A 17435-nucleotide genomic window follows, 5' to 3' on the forward strand; every position below is an offset into this window, starting at 1 on the left:
AAAGGATTTCTCTTTGCCGTACGACACAGAGAAATCCTAATGACCGATTTGGGTTAAATGTTGTCTTCAGCGATATGCATGAAGAAACATTCCCGGGAATGCAACGGCAAAATTACAATGTTTTTTATCGACGATTCAATGCGATAATTCTCCCATTTAGTCGCAATAAAAATAGTTCAAAAAAGTATAGTTTTTCTTATCTTGGTTGGCAAAATCCGTTGTTTTTCAACATAAACAAATAAAAAAAGCCACCCACGATATTACTCGCAGATGGCGTTGTTGTGTAAATCCTGTGTAATGATTATATCTATGTCGTAAAATCAGTAGCAATTACGATGGTGTCTGCTGCTTGCTCTTTCTTTTCATCAACAATCTTTGCATAAATTTGGGTGGTAGTAACCTTTGTATGTCCAAGCATTTTGCTCACGGTGTAGATGTCCGTTCCGTTTGTAAGTTGCAACGTCGCATATGTGTGACGGAAGCAGTGGAAGGTGATATGCTTGGTAATGCCTGCTGCTTTAATCCATCGTTCCAATGGTTTGTTTATCCAAGATGGGTCTTGTAGGCCTTCAAACACCAAACGGTCTGGTTCTCCTCTTTCTCCACAAAGCTGATATGCTTGATCTGATATTGGCATATATTGCACTCCTTTTGTCTTTTGCTGAGTGAACAAGATGCGGTAGTGCTCGCCATCCTTGATTATCTCTTTCCATTTCAACTTCTGTATATCACTATGGCGCATACCAGTTAATGCAGAGAAAAGTGAAGCTCTTTTCATAATTGGTCTGTCGCAAGGTGTTGCTGCCAGTGTGTTGAGTTCGTCGATAGTTAAGTACTCGCGTTGTTTGTCTGAATATGCGATGTTCTTTGCTTTAGCTGCAATATCAACAGTAAGGTACCCGTCAATGAATGCCTGATGCAGTCCGGCTTTGAATATAGAAAAATATGTGGAAGCAGTGTTGCGCGTGATTGTTCCTTTCTTAGAACCTCCTTGTGGAGCATTGATGAGGAAGTTCTTATAATCTTCCAACAGATTCATGTCAATAGTAGAAAAGATCATAGGTTTGCCCTCGGTAAACATCTTCATGAGCTTAACCTCACGATCCCAGTTGACACGGATAGACTTTGAACTGTTCTGATGTCGCTTATCCCTCAAGTCTTCAAAGTACTTGATAAAGTCACATTTTGATCTTTCGTTCTGAGCCGCTTGTTCTGCTTCTGTTTCCGTGTATAGCGATTGGTTATCGTATTCATGCTGACGTATGTCTCGAACCTTATCTGCAAAAATACACGCCTCTTGGTCAATGGTGGATCTACATTGGATGATTCCATTGACATCACGCTTAGGTCTATAGTAAGCCTTACCATCAGCAAGTGTACGCCCCGAACTGTTCTTGTCCCAGATTGGAGTAGTAACAAAACGTCCCAGTGGTTCATGCTTTCTCATTGGTTTCTCTCGTCCTGGAACAAATACAGGAAAGCTCTCAATGATTAGAGACCACTGTTCTTTGTATTCGGACTTGCGAAGTATTACTTTGAATACTGTGCGTTTCATCGGAATCTTCATAGTTTGATGGATTTGTAGAGTGTGTCAATTTCTGATTTTGGAGCGTACACATAGTTACCTATCTGTCGGGTAGGGATGGAGAACTTGCGGATATGTGCCCATACGGATGAATCATGAATCCTAAACTTCTCTGAGATTTCTCCTATGGTATAGCAATTCTCTGGTTCCATATTATAAGTTTTAGGAATAGGCTTTTGGGCAGCCTTCCTTACCTTCTTTCTTCTTGGATAACGCTGTTCAAGGTCTGCACGGTTCAACCTCAGTTGTTTTGTACCAAGGTTGACAGCAGGAATTTTGCCTTTGCGAATCTCGCGATACAAAGTGTCTCGTTCAACGCAATAAACGGCAACGGCTTCCTGAACCGAAAGATATTCTCGTATGTCAGGAATCTCTTTTGCCAACTCTTCGTACTTGGCTTCTTTTGCCTCTCTGTCTTTCTTCCTCTTGTAAGCAACATCGGAACATTGCTTCGAACAATATACTGCATCAATGGTGCGAATTTGGAACACCGCACCACATATAGGGCATTTCCTTCGAATCTCGTATTTTGCTTGTGCCATATATCTATAAAATAAGGTGTATTTGTCTTTTGTTGAACTTCACCGACTAAAGTGTCGCGTGAACGATTTGGTGCAAAATTACGATAAAAATCCGAAAACAAGCCAAGAGTGACAAAATTTAACACAAAGAAAAATCCGTGTAACTACGTGAGCTACACGGATTTCATATGTTTGTTTATTGTTTGCTTATCAATCTTACTTCACCTCCTCGAAGTCGGCGTCTTGGATGTTATCGTCGCTCTTGGCGTTGTTGGCGTCGGCCTGACCAGCGTTGGCACCGCTGAAGCCCTGGGCGCCTGCTCCGGGCTGTGCGCCACCCTGGTACATCTGTGCAGAGGCGGCCTGCATCACGTTGTTGAGGTTGGCGATGGCAGCGTCGATGGCAGCCACGTCGGCAGCCTTGTGGGCGTCCTTGAGCTGCTGGAGAGCCTGCTCGATGCCCGGCTTCTTGTCGGCAGGGATCTTGTCACCGTTGTCCTTGAGGAAGTTCTCGGTGGTGAAGATCATTGAGTCGGCCTGGTTCATCTTGTCGACCTTATCGCGCTCAGCCTTGTCGGCGGCAGCGTTCTGCTCAGCCTCAGCCTTCATACGGTTGATCTCATCCTCGCTCAGGCCTGATGAAGCCTCAATGCGGATGGCCTGCTCCTTGCCGGTAGCCTTATCCTTAGCGCTCACGTTGAGGATACCGTTGGCGTCGATATCGAATGTCACCTCGATCTGAGGAACGCCACGGCGAGCCGGTGCGATGCCCTCGAGGTTGAACTGTCCGATCGACTTATTCTGCGAAGCCATGGGGCGCTCGCCCTGCAGCACGTGGATTGTCACGGCAGTTTGGTTGTCGACGGCAGTAGAGAATGTCTCGCTCTTCTTGCAAGGGATGGTGGTGTTGGCCTCGATGAGCTTGGTCATCACGCCACCCATGGTCTCGATACCGAGTGTCAGTGGCGTAACATCGAGCAACACGATGTCGCCAGCGCCCTTCTCGTTGTTGAGGATAGCACCCTGGATAGATGCACCCACAGCCACCACCTCATCGGGGTTCACACCCTTTGAGGGCTCCTTGCCGAAGTAGTTCTTCACCAAAGTCTGCACGGCAGGTATACGGCTTGAACCACCCACGAGGATCACCTCATCAATGTCGCTCGTAGAGAGCTTAGCGTCGCGCATGGCGTTCTGGCAGGGCACGAGACAAGCCTGGATGAGGTTGTGTGCCAACTGTTCAAACTGTGAGCGTGTGAGCGTCTTCACCAAGTGCTTGGGCACGCCGCCCTCAGCAGAGATATAAGGCAAGTTGATCTCCGTCGATGTAGTGCTTGAGAGCTCAATCTTAGCCTTCTCGGCAGCCTCCTTCAAGCGCTGCATGGCCATCGGGTCCTTGCGGAGATCGATGCCCTCCTCGCTCTTGAAGCCATCGGCCAGCCAGTCGATGATCACCTGGTCGAAGTCGTCGCCGCCGAGGTGGGTGTCACCGTTGGTGGCCAACACCTCAAACACACCGCCACCGAACTCCAGGATGGAGATATCGAACGTACCACCACCGAGGTCGAACACGGCGATCTTCATGTCCTTGTGCGACTTGTCCACACCGTAAGCGAGAGCGGCAGCCGTAGGCTCGTTGACGATACGGCGTACGTTAAGGCCAGCGATGGTGCCAGCTTCCTTTGTAGCCTGGCGCTGTGAGTCGGAGAAGTAGGCCGGCACGGTGATGACGGCATCGGTCACCTCCTGTCCGAGGTAGTCCTCGGCGGTCTTCTTCATCTTTTGCAGCACCATGGCGCTGATCTCCTGCGGTGTGTAGGGGTGTGCGGCACCCTCAATCTGCACCTTAGGATAACCATTGTCGTTGATCACGGAGTAAGGCACACGCTCAGCCTCCTTGCGGCTCTGCTCGTAGGTCTCACCCATGAAACGCTTGATCGAATACACTGTGTTCTTCGGGTTGGTGATGGCCTGACGCTTAGCGGGGTCGCCCACCTTGCGCTCGCCGTCCTTCACGAAGCCCACCACAGAAGGTGTGGTGCGCTTACCCTCACTGTTAGCAATCACTACCGGCTCGTTGCCCTCAAACACAGACACGCAGCTGTTGGTAGTACCCAAGTCGATTCCGATAATCTTTCCCATAGTTGTATTTTTTTATTTTTATTGTTCTTAATGAAATGTTGTTTTTGAACGTAATGTTCGCCCTTCATTGTGCAAAGGGTGTGCCAAAGGATGTTCGGATGGGTGTCGGTGTGCCATAATGACACATCACGCACTGCCACCTGTCATAAAAAGGCCCAAGGGTAGCCGTAGTTGTCACAACTGGGCTGTCCTTGGGCGTTGATGTATATAAGAGAGAATTTATGGTTCTGGTGTGGCTATAGCTCGGCCCATTTCTCGTCCACCTTATTTATATCTATGCCGAGCAACTTCATCTGCCTGAACATTTCGGGCAGCACCTCGCGGTAGAATGTTTCCCGCCGGGCTTGCATAATTTGCTCCTTGGCGTTGGGGTCGACGAAGTATCCCAGTCCGCGGCGGTTGTAAACCACGCCGTCGCGCGCCAGTTCCTCATAGGCTTTCACGGCCGTGTTGGTGTTCACCTCCAGCATCACGGCATACTCGCGCACCGACGGTATTCGGTCGTCGGCCTTGTACTTGCCCGCCAAGATGTCGTCGCATAATCGGTCGGCCATCTGGAGGTATATGGCTTTATTGTTGTTGAACGTCATTTTTCAGTTTTAATTCGTTGGTGCTAATGTCGCCGCTGCCTTGTGTTGTTTGCTTGAGCGTCTGTGCGGTTCCGCTCAGCTCTATGTCGCCGCTGCCCGTTATGGTGGCGTTAACGGCGCCGCAGTTGTGGAGCTTCATACTGATCTCGCCGCTGCCAGTCACCTCGGCACTGGTCTTGCCAACCTGCGCCAGCGTGGCCTCGATATCGCCACTGCCCGTTATGGTGGCATCCACCGATCGGGCCGCAATATGGGCCATGGAGATCTCGCCGCTGCCCATGATCCACATCCACAACGACTGGGTGTTCATCGCTCCATCGCAACGCACCGATCCACTTCCATTTATGCGGATTCCCGTGAGGTAGGGGGCGCGCACCACAATCTTCGAGGCCGGGGTTCCCGTGTTTCTCACTACCCATTTCACGTCCTTCGTGTCGGGGTTCTTCTCGCTGATGCGCATCTCGCCATTCTCCACCGTCGCCACCAAGCGGTCGTGCGCCTTCTGGGGTGCGGTGACGGTGACGCTGAACGTGTCGGAGGGGATAAACACCACGTCGCTCGAACCACTTACCGACAGCACGCTAAACGTGTCGACTTCCTTGGTCTCCGTGGTTTCGGGTCCCAAGTCTTTTGTGGTTTCTATCTTGCATGAGTTGAACAGTGCCAATGAGGCAATGAGCATAAGTGCCAGTTTTTTCATGATGATTGGGGGATTAGAGGTTAAACCATTTGTTGTTGACGGCCTGCATACGCGAATAGATGCGGTAGGCCACCCAGTAGTTGAATGCGATGACTGCTGCCAGCGCCATCATGTAGAGCACTATGGCCCACGGTGCGGTGATGACGCCCACGCTGTAGATGCCATCGGGCGCCAGGGAGTAGAAGAGCGTCTTGGCACCCCATAGCACGGCGGTGCTCAGCAGCGTCGACAGCACAAACATGAGCAGGTTGCTCAGCACCCAGGCGTGGCGTCGGAAGAGTGTTCCGGCAATGAGAAACAGCGAGTGGGGAAACCACACCATCAGCTCCAGGGCCAAGAGGGTGTCGCCAAAGTTAAGCGAGAGGCGTGGCAACATGTCGTGGAGCGTAACGACAAATATGGCCACCGACGATCGGCAATAGCCAAACACCACCTGGTTGGCGGCCATCTGCAACAGGTCGCCGGCAGCGTAGCCAATGCCTGCGGCCAGAGGCAGACCGATGGTGAGGATGAGGTATCGGGCCACGAATTTCTCCAGTCGGCTGGCGGGCAGCATGAAGGCGCTGATGCGATTACGCTTGTTGCCCAGCTCGCTCACGATGAGCGATCCGCAGGTCACCATATACCAGCCGTAGGCAATGAGCATGAGGGTGCTCAAGCTTTCGGCATATTGTGGGTAAGTGTCTCGGAAGAACGCTCCCGTCAGAAGGGGTACTAAGAGGGTTGGTATGGCTATGGCGATGAATCCCGCTGCGGCGAACGTGAGGTAACCCCTGCGTTCCGTCAGTTGCCAGCGGAGGGTGTTGATGAATCGGTTGAATTGAAAGTTTTTCATGATCTTATGGATTGGTCGCCCCGGTTGGAGTGTGCGGGGCGGATGAATGTTGTGTGTGTGTGTTGTTGTGATGCGCTTGTCAAAACCCGACCTATTGGGCAGGCGGGAAGGTACGGGGCAGACTGCCGCTTACGGCAGCGTCGAAGAGCAGTTCCAGGTTGAGTTGCGTCTCCTCCTCATCGGCCTTCCGATGCACCATGGCACTCAGGCCTCCGGCGCATGGTTCCGTGTAGACGGCCTGTGCAGCCTCGCTCTCGGCGATGGTGCGGAAGACGTAGGCCTCCGTAATGGCGCTCACGCTGCTATTGAGCAGCACATGGCTCTGGTCGATGATAACGATGTGGTCGAGCAGCGACTCCACGTCGTGCACCTGGTGGGTAGCCACGATCAGCGTGCGGTCGTCGGTCATGTGGCGCGCCACCACCTTGCGAAACAGGCTCTTCGAAGGAATGTCGAGACCATTGGTGGGCTCGTCCATGAAGATGTAGCTACAACCGGTGGCCATGGCAAAACTCATAAACACCTTCTTCTTCTGTCCCATGGAGAGCGACTTCAGGTGAATGTCGGTCGGCAACTCAAAGTCGGCCAAGCAACTGTTGAGCGTTGCCTCGCTGAAGTGGGGATAGAACACGCTGTTGGAGCGCACATAGTCCTTCAGGCTTACGTTGGGCAGGTCATACTCCTCGGGCACGAGGTAGATGTCTTGCAGCATGTCGGGCTTGCGCAGGGCGCAGGGCTCGCCGTTGAGGGTAACTGTTCCCTTGCGCTGGCGCAGCAGTCCGCACACAAGGTAGAGCAGGGTCGACTTGCCCGTGCCGTTCTTGCCCAGCAATCCGTAGATGCGGCCGGGGGCCAGGTTGAGCGAGAAGTCCTTGAAAACCAAGTGCTTGCTGCCTGGATAATTGTAGGTGATGTTCTGAATGCTAATCATTTTTCTCTTCAATTGAGGTGTTGTGTTTATTGTGTTATGGTGTACTACTTTATTAGTACACTGCAAAGATATAACGTTTCGAGGTATCTTGCAAGAAAATGGGCTATTATTTAACAAACAACAATACTCGTTAGCAACTGTTAATAAATAGCGACAGAGGGCTATAATGTGGAATGTGGAGTGTGGAGTGGGTTAAATACTCACCTCTATCTTGTTTTTGGAGCGTTGGCACAGGTCGTCCACAAACTCCCGTTTACGCAGGGGCGATACGAGGAGCGTGTCGTTCCCTATGCGTATCTCCAACCGGTCGAGCGAGGCGGCGGGCGCCGACAATGGGCAACGGGTGCGGCGAATGGATTGTATGGCGTTGATGTCGTAGCGCTTGGGAGGGAACAGCGCCACCTTCACCACGAGCTGCGTGTCGCTCACAATATATCTGTAGCTAAACAACCACGCCGTAACGAGAACGTTCAACAGGACCACGGCAATGACGCCAACAACAAGGGCGCCATCGTAGAACAAGGGCAACAGACACGCGAAAAGCACCACATAGAGCACACCCAGCAACCAAGCGTCGACCTTCGAACCATACTTCTTTTCCATACTCCTTATTATATATAGGGGGCGAATGGCACCCCAACAAATGCTGCAAAGATAGTGCAAACGAGCGCCATGAGAGCTTGCTCTCTAATGGCCGAGTGCAGCCTATCTTATGCAAAGATAGTGCAAACGAGCGCCATGAGAACTTGTTCTCAAATGGCCGAGTGCAGCCTATCTTATGCAAAGATACCAAAACAAGGCGAAACGAAAAGAAAAGGGCGCGTTAAAAAGCGGTAAATGTGGCGCAACAGGATGGGTCGCGAGGGGAAGATTGTTAAGATCGTTGGTGAAAAAGTTTGTCGGCCATTTCGGACAAACCAGCGAGCGAAACGGCGATTTTTGTGAGATGAAATATCTAAAATGACGCATCCCATTTGCGCTTAGGCATCTTTCGAGTTGCGGAAAGGCATGTTTCGTGTCTCGATCGGCCATGTTCCGCATTGCGAAAGATGGTCTTTCGCACCTCGGTTAGGCATGTTTCATGGCGTGGAATGTTAAATGCAGAACATTCAACGAGGCACATTTATCGCAAGTGCCTGTAAATTAAACAATTACAAAAACACGCTGAGAATCGTGCATTTTCGGCCAACGACGAGTTCGCGGAAAAGAAATGTGTAGATTAGACTATAGATTGTTGGGTAAAATTCACACGTTTTTCACACGAACATAACACGTTCGCAACACGTTCGAGATACCTTTGCGGACGCTAAGCCCCTGTTGGCCGTTAGACCGAAACAGGACGACCATAAGGATTGCAATGCTTTCTTTTCCATGAAAACCCAATGACCGATTGGGGCTAAAGCTCTCAGCGATGTGCGCCAGTCAAGGCGTTCGGACAAGCGATTGGGGGAATGTTACCAAAAACATCGCTCCCTCCTCCCACAATCAAAAAGCCCTAACCGCTCACGATGAAGCAGTTAGGGTTGTGATGTGTGCGCCCAACAGGACTCGAACCTGCACTTCGCAAGAAACTAGATCCTAAGTCTAGCGCGTCTACCAATTCCGCCACGGGCGCGGAAACTGGTTGCAAAGATACATAATAAAACTGACAATCGCCTCATCTTGGCCTTGCTTTTTCGCTTGGTGTGCAAATTATGGCGTGTGGTTTGGTGTTTTTTACTTGAGTTTGGGCTTCAGTTCGTCGGGCGAGTCGTGGGTGTACATGTTGACGGGTGTTGCCGTCTTGGTGAAGAAATCGCCTATGACGCTTGGGTCGAGCTTGAGCGACGGGTGGAACTTCTCCGACTGCATGTAGCTGATGATGGCCTTGCGCATCTGTCGGGCCACGGGTCGGCGATCGAGGTTCGACGTGATATCCATAGTGGTCATCAGCAGGCGGCCACCCAGCACTTGCGCCTCTACCAGCATGCCCAGCTTACGGCTCACGTGCCACGTGTCGATGGGTTGGATGGGCGACTGGTAGTTGGCTGGCAGCTCGGAGAGGTTCATGACCTGTGCGCGGTTGAGCAGCTCCCACCAGTTGAGGTTGGCCCAGTCGTCGGTGGGAAACTCGCTGAACAGCGGATGGGTGGCGTCGATATGGGCGCCGGTGGTGTGGGGAGGACGCATCTTGAACCAACTGGTGTTCCAGAACACAGGCAGGTACTGCTGCTTGACGTCGTTGCCATAGCGCACCTTGCCGGCGGCTGTGATGAGCACCTTACCCCCTTGGCGCAGCGTGGCGAGGGCCTTGGCGTCGAGCGTGTCGGTGAGGTAGATGTCGCGGGGCGCCGCCACAGGTGCCTCGTTGGGGTAGACCCAATAGTCGTAGGTGTTGGTGTAGGTGCGGTCGCCGTGGCTGAGGGTGAGCGTGAGGGTGTACTTACCGGGCGTGGTGGTGTCGGTGAAGAGCGGCACTCGCGCCACCTTGAGGCTCTTGCCCGCGGGGAGGTCGGCGGTGAGCACCGTGCCGTGGGGGGCAGCGTGCGATATAGCGTAGGACAAGCGTGCCTGGTTGAGCGGTTGGCCGCCCAAGGCGTTATAGACGTCGATGGCCACCTCGGCCTTCTCGCCGGTGGTGAACACAAACTTCGGGAACTCAGCCATCACCACCACGTCGTTGCAAAACTGGCGCCACTGGGTGCTGTCGACATACCCTTTCTCGCGGAAGAACACATTGAGCGGACCCACCAGCGCGGTGCCCTGGCCGCTATAGTCGTTGAGAGCCAGCAACAGGAAGCCGGCGTAGTCCTTGGTGCGCAGGTTGCGCTCAATCTCATACTTATAGCAAAGGGTCTGCAACTTGCCACTGGAGAGGAGGAACTTGCGCGCCATCGACTCCATGCCGTGGTCCTTGATCAGGTCGGCGAAGATGTCGAAGTTGTAGGCTTTGTAGACGCCCGTGTATTGGTTGCGCTCGCTCAGGTCGGGGAAAGCGCACCATTGGCCCTGCTCGTGGGCGATGATGGGCGAGTTGTTGGGCTGGTCGCCCTTGTAGTTGCGTGGGTAGAGCAGCTGATCGTGGTAGTCGTCGACGCTCTGGGGTGCGCGTCGGTCCCAGTCGAGGCCGCGTGCGCCCGCCTTGGCGTGGTACTGCGATCCGCCATCCCAAGCCCATCCGCCTCCCACGTTGAAGCTGGCGTAGATGCGTCGGTTGTCGGTGCGCTTCCAATAGGAAACCCACTTGTCGCCCCATGTCACCCAGTCGCCCGCAGGCTCATTGCCCGCCGACATCATGACGAACGACGGGTGGTTGCCGTAGGCGGCCGTCATGCGCTTGGTCTCGTCCATGAGGTAGGTGTCGATAAACATGCCGCGGTTGAGCTTCACGCCATGGTTGGGCCAGCTCGGTCCCTCGGGCTGGAGGTAGAATCCCACCTCGTCGGCCGCCGTGAAGGCCGCCTCGGGCGGACAGTAGCTATGGAAGCGCATGGCGTTGAGACCATACTGCTTGCACTTTCGGAACACCGCTTTCCAGCTCTCCACATCGGTGGGGGGATAGCCCGTGAGTGGGAAATCGCAGTTGCCAACCGTGCCGCGAATCCACACGGGCTGCCCGTTGAGGTAGATCTGCATGCCCTTGACGGTGATCTCGCGCATGCCGAACGTGGTGCGGACGGTGTCGTCGCGGGTGCACACCGCCAGGCGATAGACGCGCGGCGTAAACTCGGACCACAGCTCGGCGTGGGTCATGGGGATGACGTAGGTGGAGTCGTCGTGGCGTGTGGCGCCGATGGGCTGGCCATCGAGCAGGAACCGCAGCTTGCCCTTGGCCGTGGGCACCACCACGCGCGCCACACGCTGGTGGATGTCGGGGAACACGGCCACGCGCCCCACGGGCTGGCGACCGGTGCAACGCAGCTCCATGCGCCCCACAATGCCGTTCCAGTTGCCTTGTGTCTGGTCGGTGACGCTATGCGAGTCTTGGCCGACGCACACGTTCTCGATGCCATTGTAGACGGTGATGGTGATGCGGTTGTCGCGCCCGAAGGCGAGGCAAGGAGTGACGTCGTAGACATGCGGCGTGTTGAGACTCATCTGGTGGCCCACCTTCTGGCCGTTCACCTCGACGGTGGTCTCGATGTGGGGGCGCTCCAGGAAAAGCTCCACGCGGCGCCCCTTCCACGCCTTGGGAACCACCACCGTGCGCGTGTAGGCCACGGTGCCGACGTAATGGCGGTTGGGGGTGAGGAAGAAGGGAAACTTCATGTGGCCCGCCTGGCGATACTTCTCCATGTAGGGGTTGAAGTAGAACGACGAGTCGTAGAGCGACCCCGTCCATTGGGTGTGGACCGATGGCAGGTCGCCGAGGTTGTTGGTGAGCATGGAGCCGGGCAACGTAACGGCATGGGTGGCGCCGTCGAACGTGGCTTTCCAGGCGCCACGAAGGCTCACCACGTTGCCTGCAAGGGCCTGTGCGCCCACGCAAAGAAAACTAAGCAGAAGGGTATGTCTCATAGGGTTCTTGTTTTAGCAGAAACCGTTTAGGGTGGGTTCTGGCGATTGTTATGGCGCAAAGTTACTAAGTTTTTTGGTTCACCACCTACGCTTTTTGACATTTCTACCCCACAATAAGACATTAACATAGCACAAATCTTCTACTATTATTATTAAGGTGGAAGCCAACGGAGAGAGACATGGATGGGCCGCAAGATGTTAAAAAGCGTGAATTACAGAAAGAAAAACGGTACTTTGTATTGCAACGTATTGGCGTTTTGCCTATATTTGCAACGAAAACAATTATTAAACCGAAAGGACATGAACATCGAAAACGCCAAATCGCAGATGCGGAAGGGAATGCTCGAATATTGCATCCTTCTGCTATTGGAGCGTCAGCCGGCCTATTCCTCCGATATCATCAGGTCGCTGAAGGAGGCCGAGCTGCTCGTTGTGGAGGGAACGCTCTACCCCCTGCTCAACCGTCTGAAACGAGAAGGACTGTTGCAATATCGCTGGGAGGAGAGCCGTATGGGCCCACCCAGAAAGTATTATGCCCTGACCGATGTGGGACTGCAGATGCTGCGCGACCTCGATAAGGCATGGGCTGAGATATCCAACACCGTCAACTACCTGAAGAATCATCAACCAACAACACTGCAATCATGAAAAAGAACATTACCATCAATATGCAGGGCCGACTCTACGCCATCGACGAGGACGCCTACAACCTGCTGAAACAATATGAGGACTCGCTCCGCAACTACTTCGCCAACAAGGAGGGCGGCCACGAGATCGTGGACGACATAGAGGCGCGCATAGCAGAGCTCTTCGACGAGGTGGTGGCGAGGGGAAAGGTAGCCATCGACATCAACGATGTGGAGAACATCGTGACGCGCATGGGAGCGCCACGCGACATGGACGAGCCACAAGACGAGGGCGCCGACGAGAACGGCGCAGAAGACAACCCCAACGGACAGGAGAACGGTACCCAAACCAACGCCCGAACGGCATTTGAAACGCTGAAGCGCTTCATCTTCAGGTCAGACCGACGCCTCTATCGCGACATAGCCAACAAGAAGGTGTCGGGCGTGATGGCCGGATTGGCCCATTACTATGGCGGCGACGTGACGTGGTGGCGCATCGGAGCGCTGGTCATACCGCTGCTCTTCATGATGTGGCACATGCCGCAGGTGGTGTTTGGCATGGTGGTGGCCTACTTCATCCTGGTCATCACGCTGCCGCCTGCCTTCAGTCCCGCCGACCGCTTGCAGATGAACGGGCGCGACGTGAACCCGCAAAACCTGGCGGAGGAGGTGACGGCCGACAACGTCAGTCAGACGCAGCAGCAACCCAACACACGACCGGGATGCGTGGGCGCCATGGGCGAGATCATCATTTTCGGCATCAAACTGGTGATGTTCCTGGTGGCAGCCGCCATCATCACGGGATGCTTCTGGCTGCTCGTCATGCTGCTGTTGCTGCTCTTTGCGCCCACCTTGGTGATGTTTGAGAGCCAAGGACTGGCCTTCCCGTGGACGGAGCACCCCTGGGTGGGAACGATCGGCATAGTGAGCGTGGCCATGTTCATCGTGCTGGCCATCTACGGACTGATGAGCATCTGGCGCTCACACAAGAACCAGCAGAGCGGACTGTCGTCGGGAAGCCGATGGGCGCTGGCCTTGCTGCTCCTGGCATCGCTCACAGGTGTGATGACATGTGGCACCATCATCGTGAACGACCTGTTGGAACAATCGGATCGGTTTACGGATACACTACACACCCAACACGTGAAGAGCCATACCCACAACGGCTTCTACGTGGACGACGACGAGTGGGAATATCTCACCAACAACGGATGGACCATCAAGCAGGGCACCCATTGCCACGACCGCTACACCAAGTGTGGCGACTACTACACGGGCAACCGCCACCGTCGGTACCTCGACTGCTATGATGAGAACGGGCAGCAGCTCTATCAGGTGGAGCGCACCGATTCGCTCCTGCAGAAGGGCAGCTACACGCTGACCGCCGTGGTGCGCGCCGACGGCCCAGGCGCCTACATCTACGCCATTGCCGACGGAAAGACCTACAAGGTGGAGATTCCAGCTGAAGGAAACACGGGAGGAACCCTCTGGCAGGAAGCCAAGGCAACGAAAAACCTCATGGAAGCTGACTCGACGAAGTTGGGAAGCAACAACCGACTCGTGCAGATCGCAGAGGCCAACGACGGAAACGGATATGGATGGTGCACCGTGAGCATCAAGGGCATACACACCAAGAACGGACGCATCAGCTATGGCTTGACCACCGTTCCGAGCATCACCCAGAACCAGTTTTATGGCACGTGGTTCTCGGCCACCGACTTCCATTTGGCTAAACAGTAAGGGAAACACCATCAGGCGAATCCGACACAGTGATCATCAACGATATACAAATCACAAATACCCCCTACTTACCATGAGAAAGGCCGGCAATCGATGTTGATTGCCGGCCTTTCGCTTATTGTGGGGGTCAATGACGACGATGGAAAGGGTGGGTTATCATTTCACAACCATCTTCCATGTCTTATGGCCCTTCTTCACGATGACGATGCCACGTTGCGGGCGAGCCAACTGCTGTCCGTTGAGTGTGAAATACTGTAGGGGCGCATCCTCGTCGGCCTTCACATCGGTGCCGATCTCCACCTCACGGATGGCGTCGACCACCGGGTTGGCGAGGAAGGCGCGGATGGTGGCGCCAAGGTTGATGTAAGCCTGGCGAACCTGCATATACTTGTCGCCGCCACAAGTATAATAGGTGAACATGTCCTCAAACTTCTTCAGGCTGTCGGCCAGGAACACCTCAGCGCCCTTGCCGTACTCCTTGATGACCTGGTAGGCCAGGTTGATGGAATCGGCCAACTGCATGTAGTTGCGGTCGGCAGCAACATCAGAAGAGTTGAACACGCGATAGCCTGAACGGTAGACGCTGTCGAGCTCGGTGGCGAAAGGAGCCACGGCTGTTCCCTTTTCGTTGGCCACGAAAGCGGTGAGGCGCGTGGCAGGAGTCTTCAGCAAGCTGGCCTGGCGGCTGAGCGACGTCTTCAGCGTGGAGCCTTTCCAGAAACCATCGACCAGCGAGCCAACGGTGTCGGTGGAGAGCGCCACATCGGTGGCCTCGATGGTGTTGAGACCCTCGCGGTCGGCCAGATAGAGCAGCGGCTTCATGGCCTCAGCCTCACGCACATTGCTCACCGTGAGGCGTGAGCGCTCAATGGTGTTGACCACACGTCCCTGCATGCCATAGGGAAGCGGGGCGCTGAACGGCATGAACACATCGTTCCATTCGCCTGCCTTGGCATCATCGAGCACAAGCACGGCCTTGCGGGCGGTGAAGGCCTTGGCGCTGGCAAACTCGCTACGGGTGTGGATCAGCAAACTGTCGCACACGCCATTGGCAACCACATTGGCCGAACCCTCGATGGGGGCGGCGGTGAAGAACAGGGCGTTCTCGTTGGCTGCCACAGGCTGCTCGGAGAGCTGGACAACATTAGTCATATCGTATGAGGTGACAGCGGCATCCTGTGCCTTCGACGTGAAGATGGCAGCGTTCCAATCACCCGTCACCGTGGCCTTGCGACCCTTGGCCACAACCTCCAACGTGGGGTACTTGGTGATGAAGTAAACGATGCTGTCGGGCGTGTCGAAAATCATCTCTGAGGTAACACCCGCGCTGACACGCTTCGTCATCATGGCGCGATAATAGCGATTGGGCTGCAAGCCCGTGAAGGTGAAGAGGGTGTCGCGGGTCTGTCCGACCTCGAAAATCAACTTGTTGATGACACGTGAGGCACACTTGTCCCATGCGCCCGTGGTGCCGTTCAAACTGTCGACCTGGCAGATGAAAGCAGGCTGGCAATAGCTGCCGTTCTCGCCATTGGTGAGGTTCACGGCAATGTTGGCTTGGGTGTTGTTCACCTGCTGGTAGGTGACGCCATCATGCTCAACGGTGGCGGTACCGGCGTCAACACGGATGCTATTGAGATGGAGATCGGCCACGCTCTGGCTGACCTCCACCGACATGGTGTCGAGGATGTTCTTGTTGGCGTCGGCCAACCAAATGTAGAGGCGCTTCTTCTGCGTGGGGCGATAGGTGAAGGTGAATGTGGCGCTGTCGCCCGAGGCAATGCTGGTGCTGATCTCATTGTCGGTGGAGCGTGAGGGCAGCGTCTTGGTGAACGCGCAATAAACATAAACACCCTTATAGGCGAGCGTACCCATGTTCTTCACCGTGGCGGTAATCTGTCCGTCCGTACGGTAGAACATCTTATCGGCCACAAGTCGACCGCTCAGCTTTTGGCGCTTGGGAACGATATTGACGAGCGCCGACTGACCAGTGTTGAAACCGTTCATGCCCGTGGAGTCGTCGACGGTGTAATAGCCGTCGCCATATCCGCCCCAACCGAAGTTGAAGTGGAAAAGGCCGGTCGAGGCCTGATAGCCATCGAGCACCACGGCGTGGCCACCCTGCGTTTCGCTGGCACCCGAGTAGAGCAAGGGTTGGCCGTCGCGCACATTACTGTAGGCCAGGCTCTCCCAACCCTCTTGGCTATAGTTCCATTTGCCAACATACTTGCTACTGATGTTAAACTGGTTGTCCATGGCCGTACCCATCTTGTCGATGTTGCCAGCCGTGGCCGTACCATCCTGGTAGCCATAACCCAAGCCAGCGCAGGTGCCGGCGGCGTACATCAGCACCGCCACGGCGGTGTCTTGCTTGAGCGTTCCGGTGCCGCTAAGCTTCATGAGGTCGTAACGCACCGGGGTGCCGGCGGGCAACGAGAAGGTAACGGGAGCGTGGAACCAATCGCCGCTATAGGTGGGCGTGGCGTAGAGCAAGGCGTCGGGGTTGTCCTTACGATAATAGTAAATGATCTGCGAAGCAGCCGTTGCCACACATCCCGACAGCGTCTTTTGGCCGTTGTCGGAGCGATTGGGGGCAAACATGTTGTAGGGATAATCCTGGTTCCACTTGGTCTTCACAAGAGGATGCACGTCGACCCACGCATTCTTATAGGCGGGCAACTGCAAGCGTTGGCGCACGGAGCGCTTCGGCATTTGGCGCGTGCGTGTTTTCTGCTTCTGCTGCAAGTCGCCAATCTTCTTGGCCCAAGCGTTGAGCATGTTCTTCAAACCATCGGGCATGTTGTTGGGGGCATAGTCGCCCTGGTCGGTATAACCGAGGATGGGCGCCACCTCATCGTCGCCACTGGCAATGACGAAGCCCTTGCCGGCTCCGCGAGAGAAGATGTAATAAGGTGCGTTGGGCACGTTGTCGGACGAGGCGTCGTCGATGGCCACAAACGACTGCGCCACTTGGCGAGCCTCCTTGCGGCTGATGGGATTGGCTTGGACCTGCAAAACTAACAACAGGGTCCATGCCGTAAAAGCGAATTTAATGTTCATAAGTTTGATTGGTTTCGATGCAAAGATAGTGCCAACGAGCGCCATGAGAGCTCGCTCTCAAATGGCCGAGCGCAGCCTATCTTATGCAAAGATAAAGGTTTTTTATCATTCAACCACCCAAGAAGTTCAATTTTTTATCCATTACACCTATATTTATAAATCACACGTGAGGCATACGCCACTACCCGAAGATGCCACAGCTCAATTC

The 17435-nt window shown here is 54.4% G+C and carries 13 protein-coding genes and 1 tRNA gene; 3 read left to right on the top strand and 11 right to left on the bottom strand.

Annotation, left to right across the window (positions count from 1 at the left end; genetic code table 11):
- A partial coding sequence (locus KM934_RS06135; protein ID WP_215759745.1) for a hypothetical protein occupies positions 1–242 on the top strand: 242 nt, incomplete at its 5' end.
- Positions 243–307: 65 nt separating this feature from the next.
- On the opposite strand, the gene KM934_RS06140 is transcribed toward KM934_RS06135, so the two are convergent.
- From KM934_RS06140 to KM934_RS06185, 10 genes are all read right to left on the bottom strand, one after another.
- Entirely contained in the window at positions 308–1567 is a 1260-nt protein-coding gene (locus KM934_RS06140) for a site-specific integrase (protein ID WP_215759746.1), read from the bottom strand.
- Positions 1564–2127: a helix-turn-helix domain-containing protein gene (locus KM934_RS06145; RefSeq protein ID WP_215759747.1), complete on the bottom strand. Its 564-nt coding sequence runs from the start codon at positions 2125–2127 to the stop codon at positions 1564–1566. Before KM934_RS06145 ends, KM934_RS06140 begins: the two co-directional genes overlap by 4 nt.
- Positions 2128–2322: 195 nt before the next feature.
- A complete protein-coding gene (gene dnaK / locus KM934_RS06150; protein WP_215759748.1) occupies positions 2323–4248 on the bottom strand; it encodes a molecular chaperone DnaK in 1926 nt (641 codons plus the stop codon).
- 236 nt (positions 4249–4484) lie between these two features.
- On the bottom strand, positions 4485–4838 hold the full coding sequence (locus KM934_RS06155) for a GntR family transcriptional regulator (RefSeq protein WP_215759749.1): 354 nt from the start codon (positions 4836–4838) through the stop codon (positions 4485–4487).
- Positions 4819–5538, bottom strand: a complete 720-nt coding sequence (locus KM934_RS06160; protein ID WP_215759750.1) for a GIN domain-containing protein — start codon at positions 5536–5538, stop codon at positions 4819–4821. Before KM934_RS06160 ends, KM934_RS06155 begins: the two co-directional genes overlap by 20 nt.
- Before the next feature lie 13 nt (positions 5539–5551).
- Positions 5552–6373, bottom strand: coding sequence for a hypothetical protein (locus tag KM934_RS06165; RefSeq protein WP_215759751.1), 822 nt, complete (start codon positions 6371–6373; stop codon positions 5552–5554).
- A 91-nt stretch (positions 6374–6464) separates the two neighbouring features.
- The gene (locus KM934_RS06170) at positions 6465–7304 is read right to left on the bottom strand and encodes an ABC transporter ATP-binding protein (RefSeq protein ID WP_215759752.1); all 840 of its coding nucleotides are present in this window, start codon (positions 7302–7304) and stop codon (positions 6465–6467) included.
- Between the two features lie 192 nt (positions 7305–7496).
- On the bottom strand, positions 7497–7907 hold the full coding sequence (locus KM934_RS06175; RefSeq protein ID WP_215759753.1) for a PH domain-containing protein: 411 nt from the start codon (positions 7905–7907) through the stop codon (positions 7497–7499).
- Between the two features lie 930 nt (positions 7908–8837).
- Positions 8838–8919 (bottom strand) — tRNA-Leu (locus KM934_RS06180).
- 101 nt (positions 8920–9020) lie between these two features.
- The gene (locus KM934_RS06185) at positions 9021–11801 is read right to left on the bottom strand and encodes a sugar-binding domain-containing protein (protein ID WP_215759754.1); all 2781 of its coding nucleotides are present in this window, start codon (positions 11799–11801) and stop codon (positions 9021–9023) included.
- Between the two features lie 300 nt (positions 11802–12101).
- Here KM934_RS06185 and KM934_RS06190 point away from each other — a divergent pair, with 300 nt between their 5' ends.
- Both KM934_RS06190 and KM934_RS06195 read left to right on the top strand, forming a co-directional pair.
- Positions 12102–12449 carry a PadR family transcriptional regulator gene (locus KM934_RS06190; protein WP_215759755.1) on the top strand — a complete coding sequence of 116 codons (348 nt, stop codon included), beginning with the start codon at positions 12102–12104 and terminating at the stop codon, positions 12447–12449.
- Positions 12446–14167, top strand: a complete 1722-nt coding sequence (locus KM934_RS06195) for a PspC domain-containing protein (protein WP_215759756.1) — start codon at positions 12446–12448, stop codon at positions 14165–14167. Before KM934_RS06190 ends, KM934_RS06195 begins: the two co-directional genes overlap by 4 nt.
- 156 nt (positions 14168–14323) lie before the next feature.
- Here KM934_RS06195 and KM934_RS06200 read toward each other — a convergent pair whose 3' ends face one another.
- A complete protein-coding gene (locus KM934_RS06200) occupies positions 14324–17227 on the bottom strand; it encodes a C10 family peptidase (protein ID WP_215759757.1) in 2904 nt (967 codons plus the stop codon).
- Between the last annotated feature and the right edge of the window lie 208 nt (positions 17228–17435).

It is taken from the genome of Hallella faecis (assembly GCF_018789675.1).
Taxonomy (GTDB): Bacteria; Bacteroidota; Bacteroidia; order Bacteroidales; family Bacteroidaceae; genus Prevotella; species Prevotella faecis.

Coding starts and splice junctions, on each gene's coding strand:
- KM934_RS06140 (WP_215759746.1), bottom strand. CDS start 1,567: ATGAAGATTCCGATGAAACGCACAGTATTCAAAGTAATACTTCGCAAG.
- KM934_RS06145 (WP_215759747.1), bottom strand. CDS start 2,127: ATGGCACAAGCAAAATACGAGATTCGAAGGAAATGCCCTATATGTGGT.
- dnaK (WP_215759748.1), bottom strand. CDS start 4,248: ATGGGAAAGATTATCGGAATCGACTTGGGTACTACCAACAGCTGCGTG.
- KM934_RS06155 (WP_215759749.1), bottom strand. CDS start 4,838: ATGACGTTCAACAACAATAAAGCCATATACCTCCAGATGGCCGACCGA.
- KM934_RS06160 (WP_215759750.1), bottom strand. CDS start 5,538: ATGAAAAAACTGGCACTTATGCTCATTGCCTCATTGGCACTGTTCAAC.
- KM934_RS06165 (WP_215759751.1), bottom strand. CDS start 6,373: ATGAAAAACTTTCAATTCAACCGATTCATCAACACCCTCCGCTGGCAA.
- KM934_RS06170 (WP_215759752.1), bottom strand. CDS start 7,304: ATGATTAGCATTCAGAACATCACCTACAATTATCCAGGCAGCAAGCAC.
- KM934_RS06175 (WP_215759753.1), bottom strand. CDS start 7,907: ATGGAAAAGAAGTATGGTTCGAAGGTCGACGCTTGGTTGCTGGGTGTG.
- KM934_RS06185 (WP_215759754.1), bottom strand. CDS start 11,801: ATGAGACATACCCTTCTGCTTAGTTTTCTTTGCGTGGGCGCACAGGCC.
- KM934_RS06190 (WP_215759755.1), top strand. CDS start 12,102: ATGAACATCGAAAACGCCAAATCGCAGATGCGGAAGGGAATGCTCGAA.
- KM934_RS06195 (WP_215759756.1), top strand. CDS start 12,446: ATGAAAAAGAACATTACCATCAATATGCAGGGCCGACTCTACGCCATC.
- KM934_RS06200 (WP_215759757.1), bottom strand. CDS start 17,227: ATGAACATTAAATTCGCTTTTACGGCATGGACCCTGTTGTTAGTTTTG.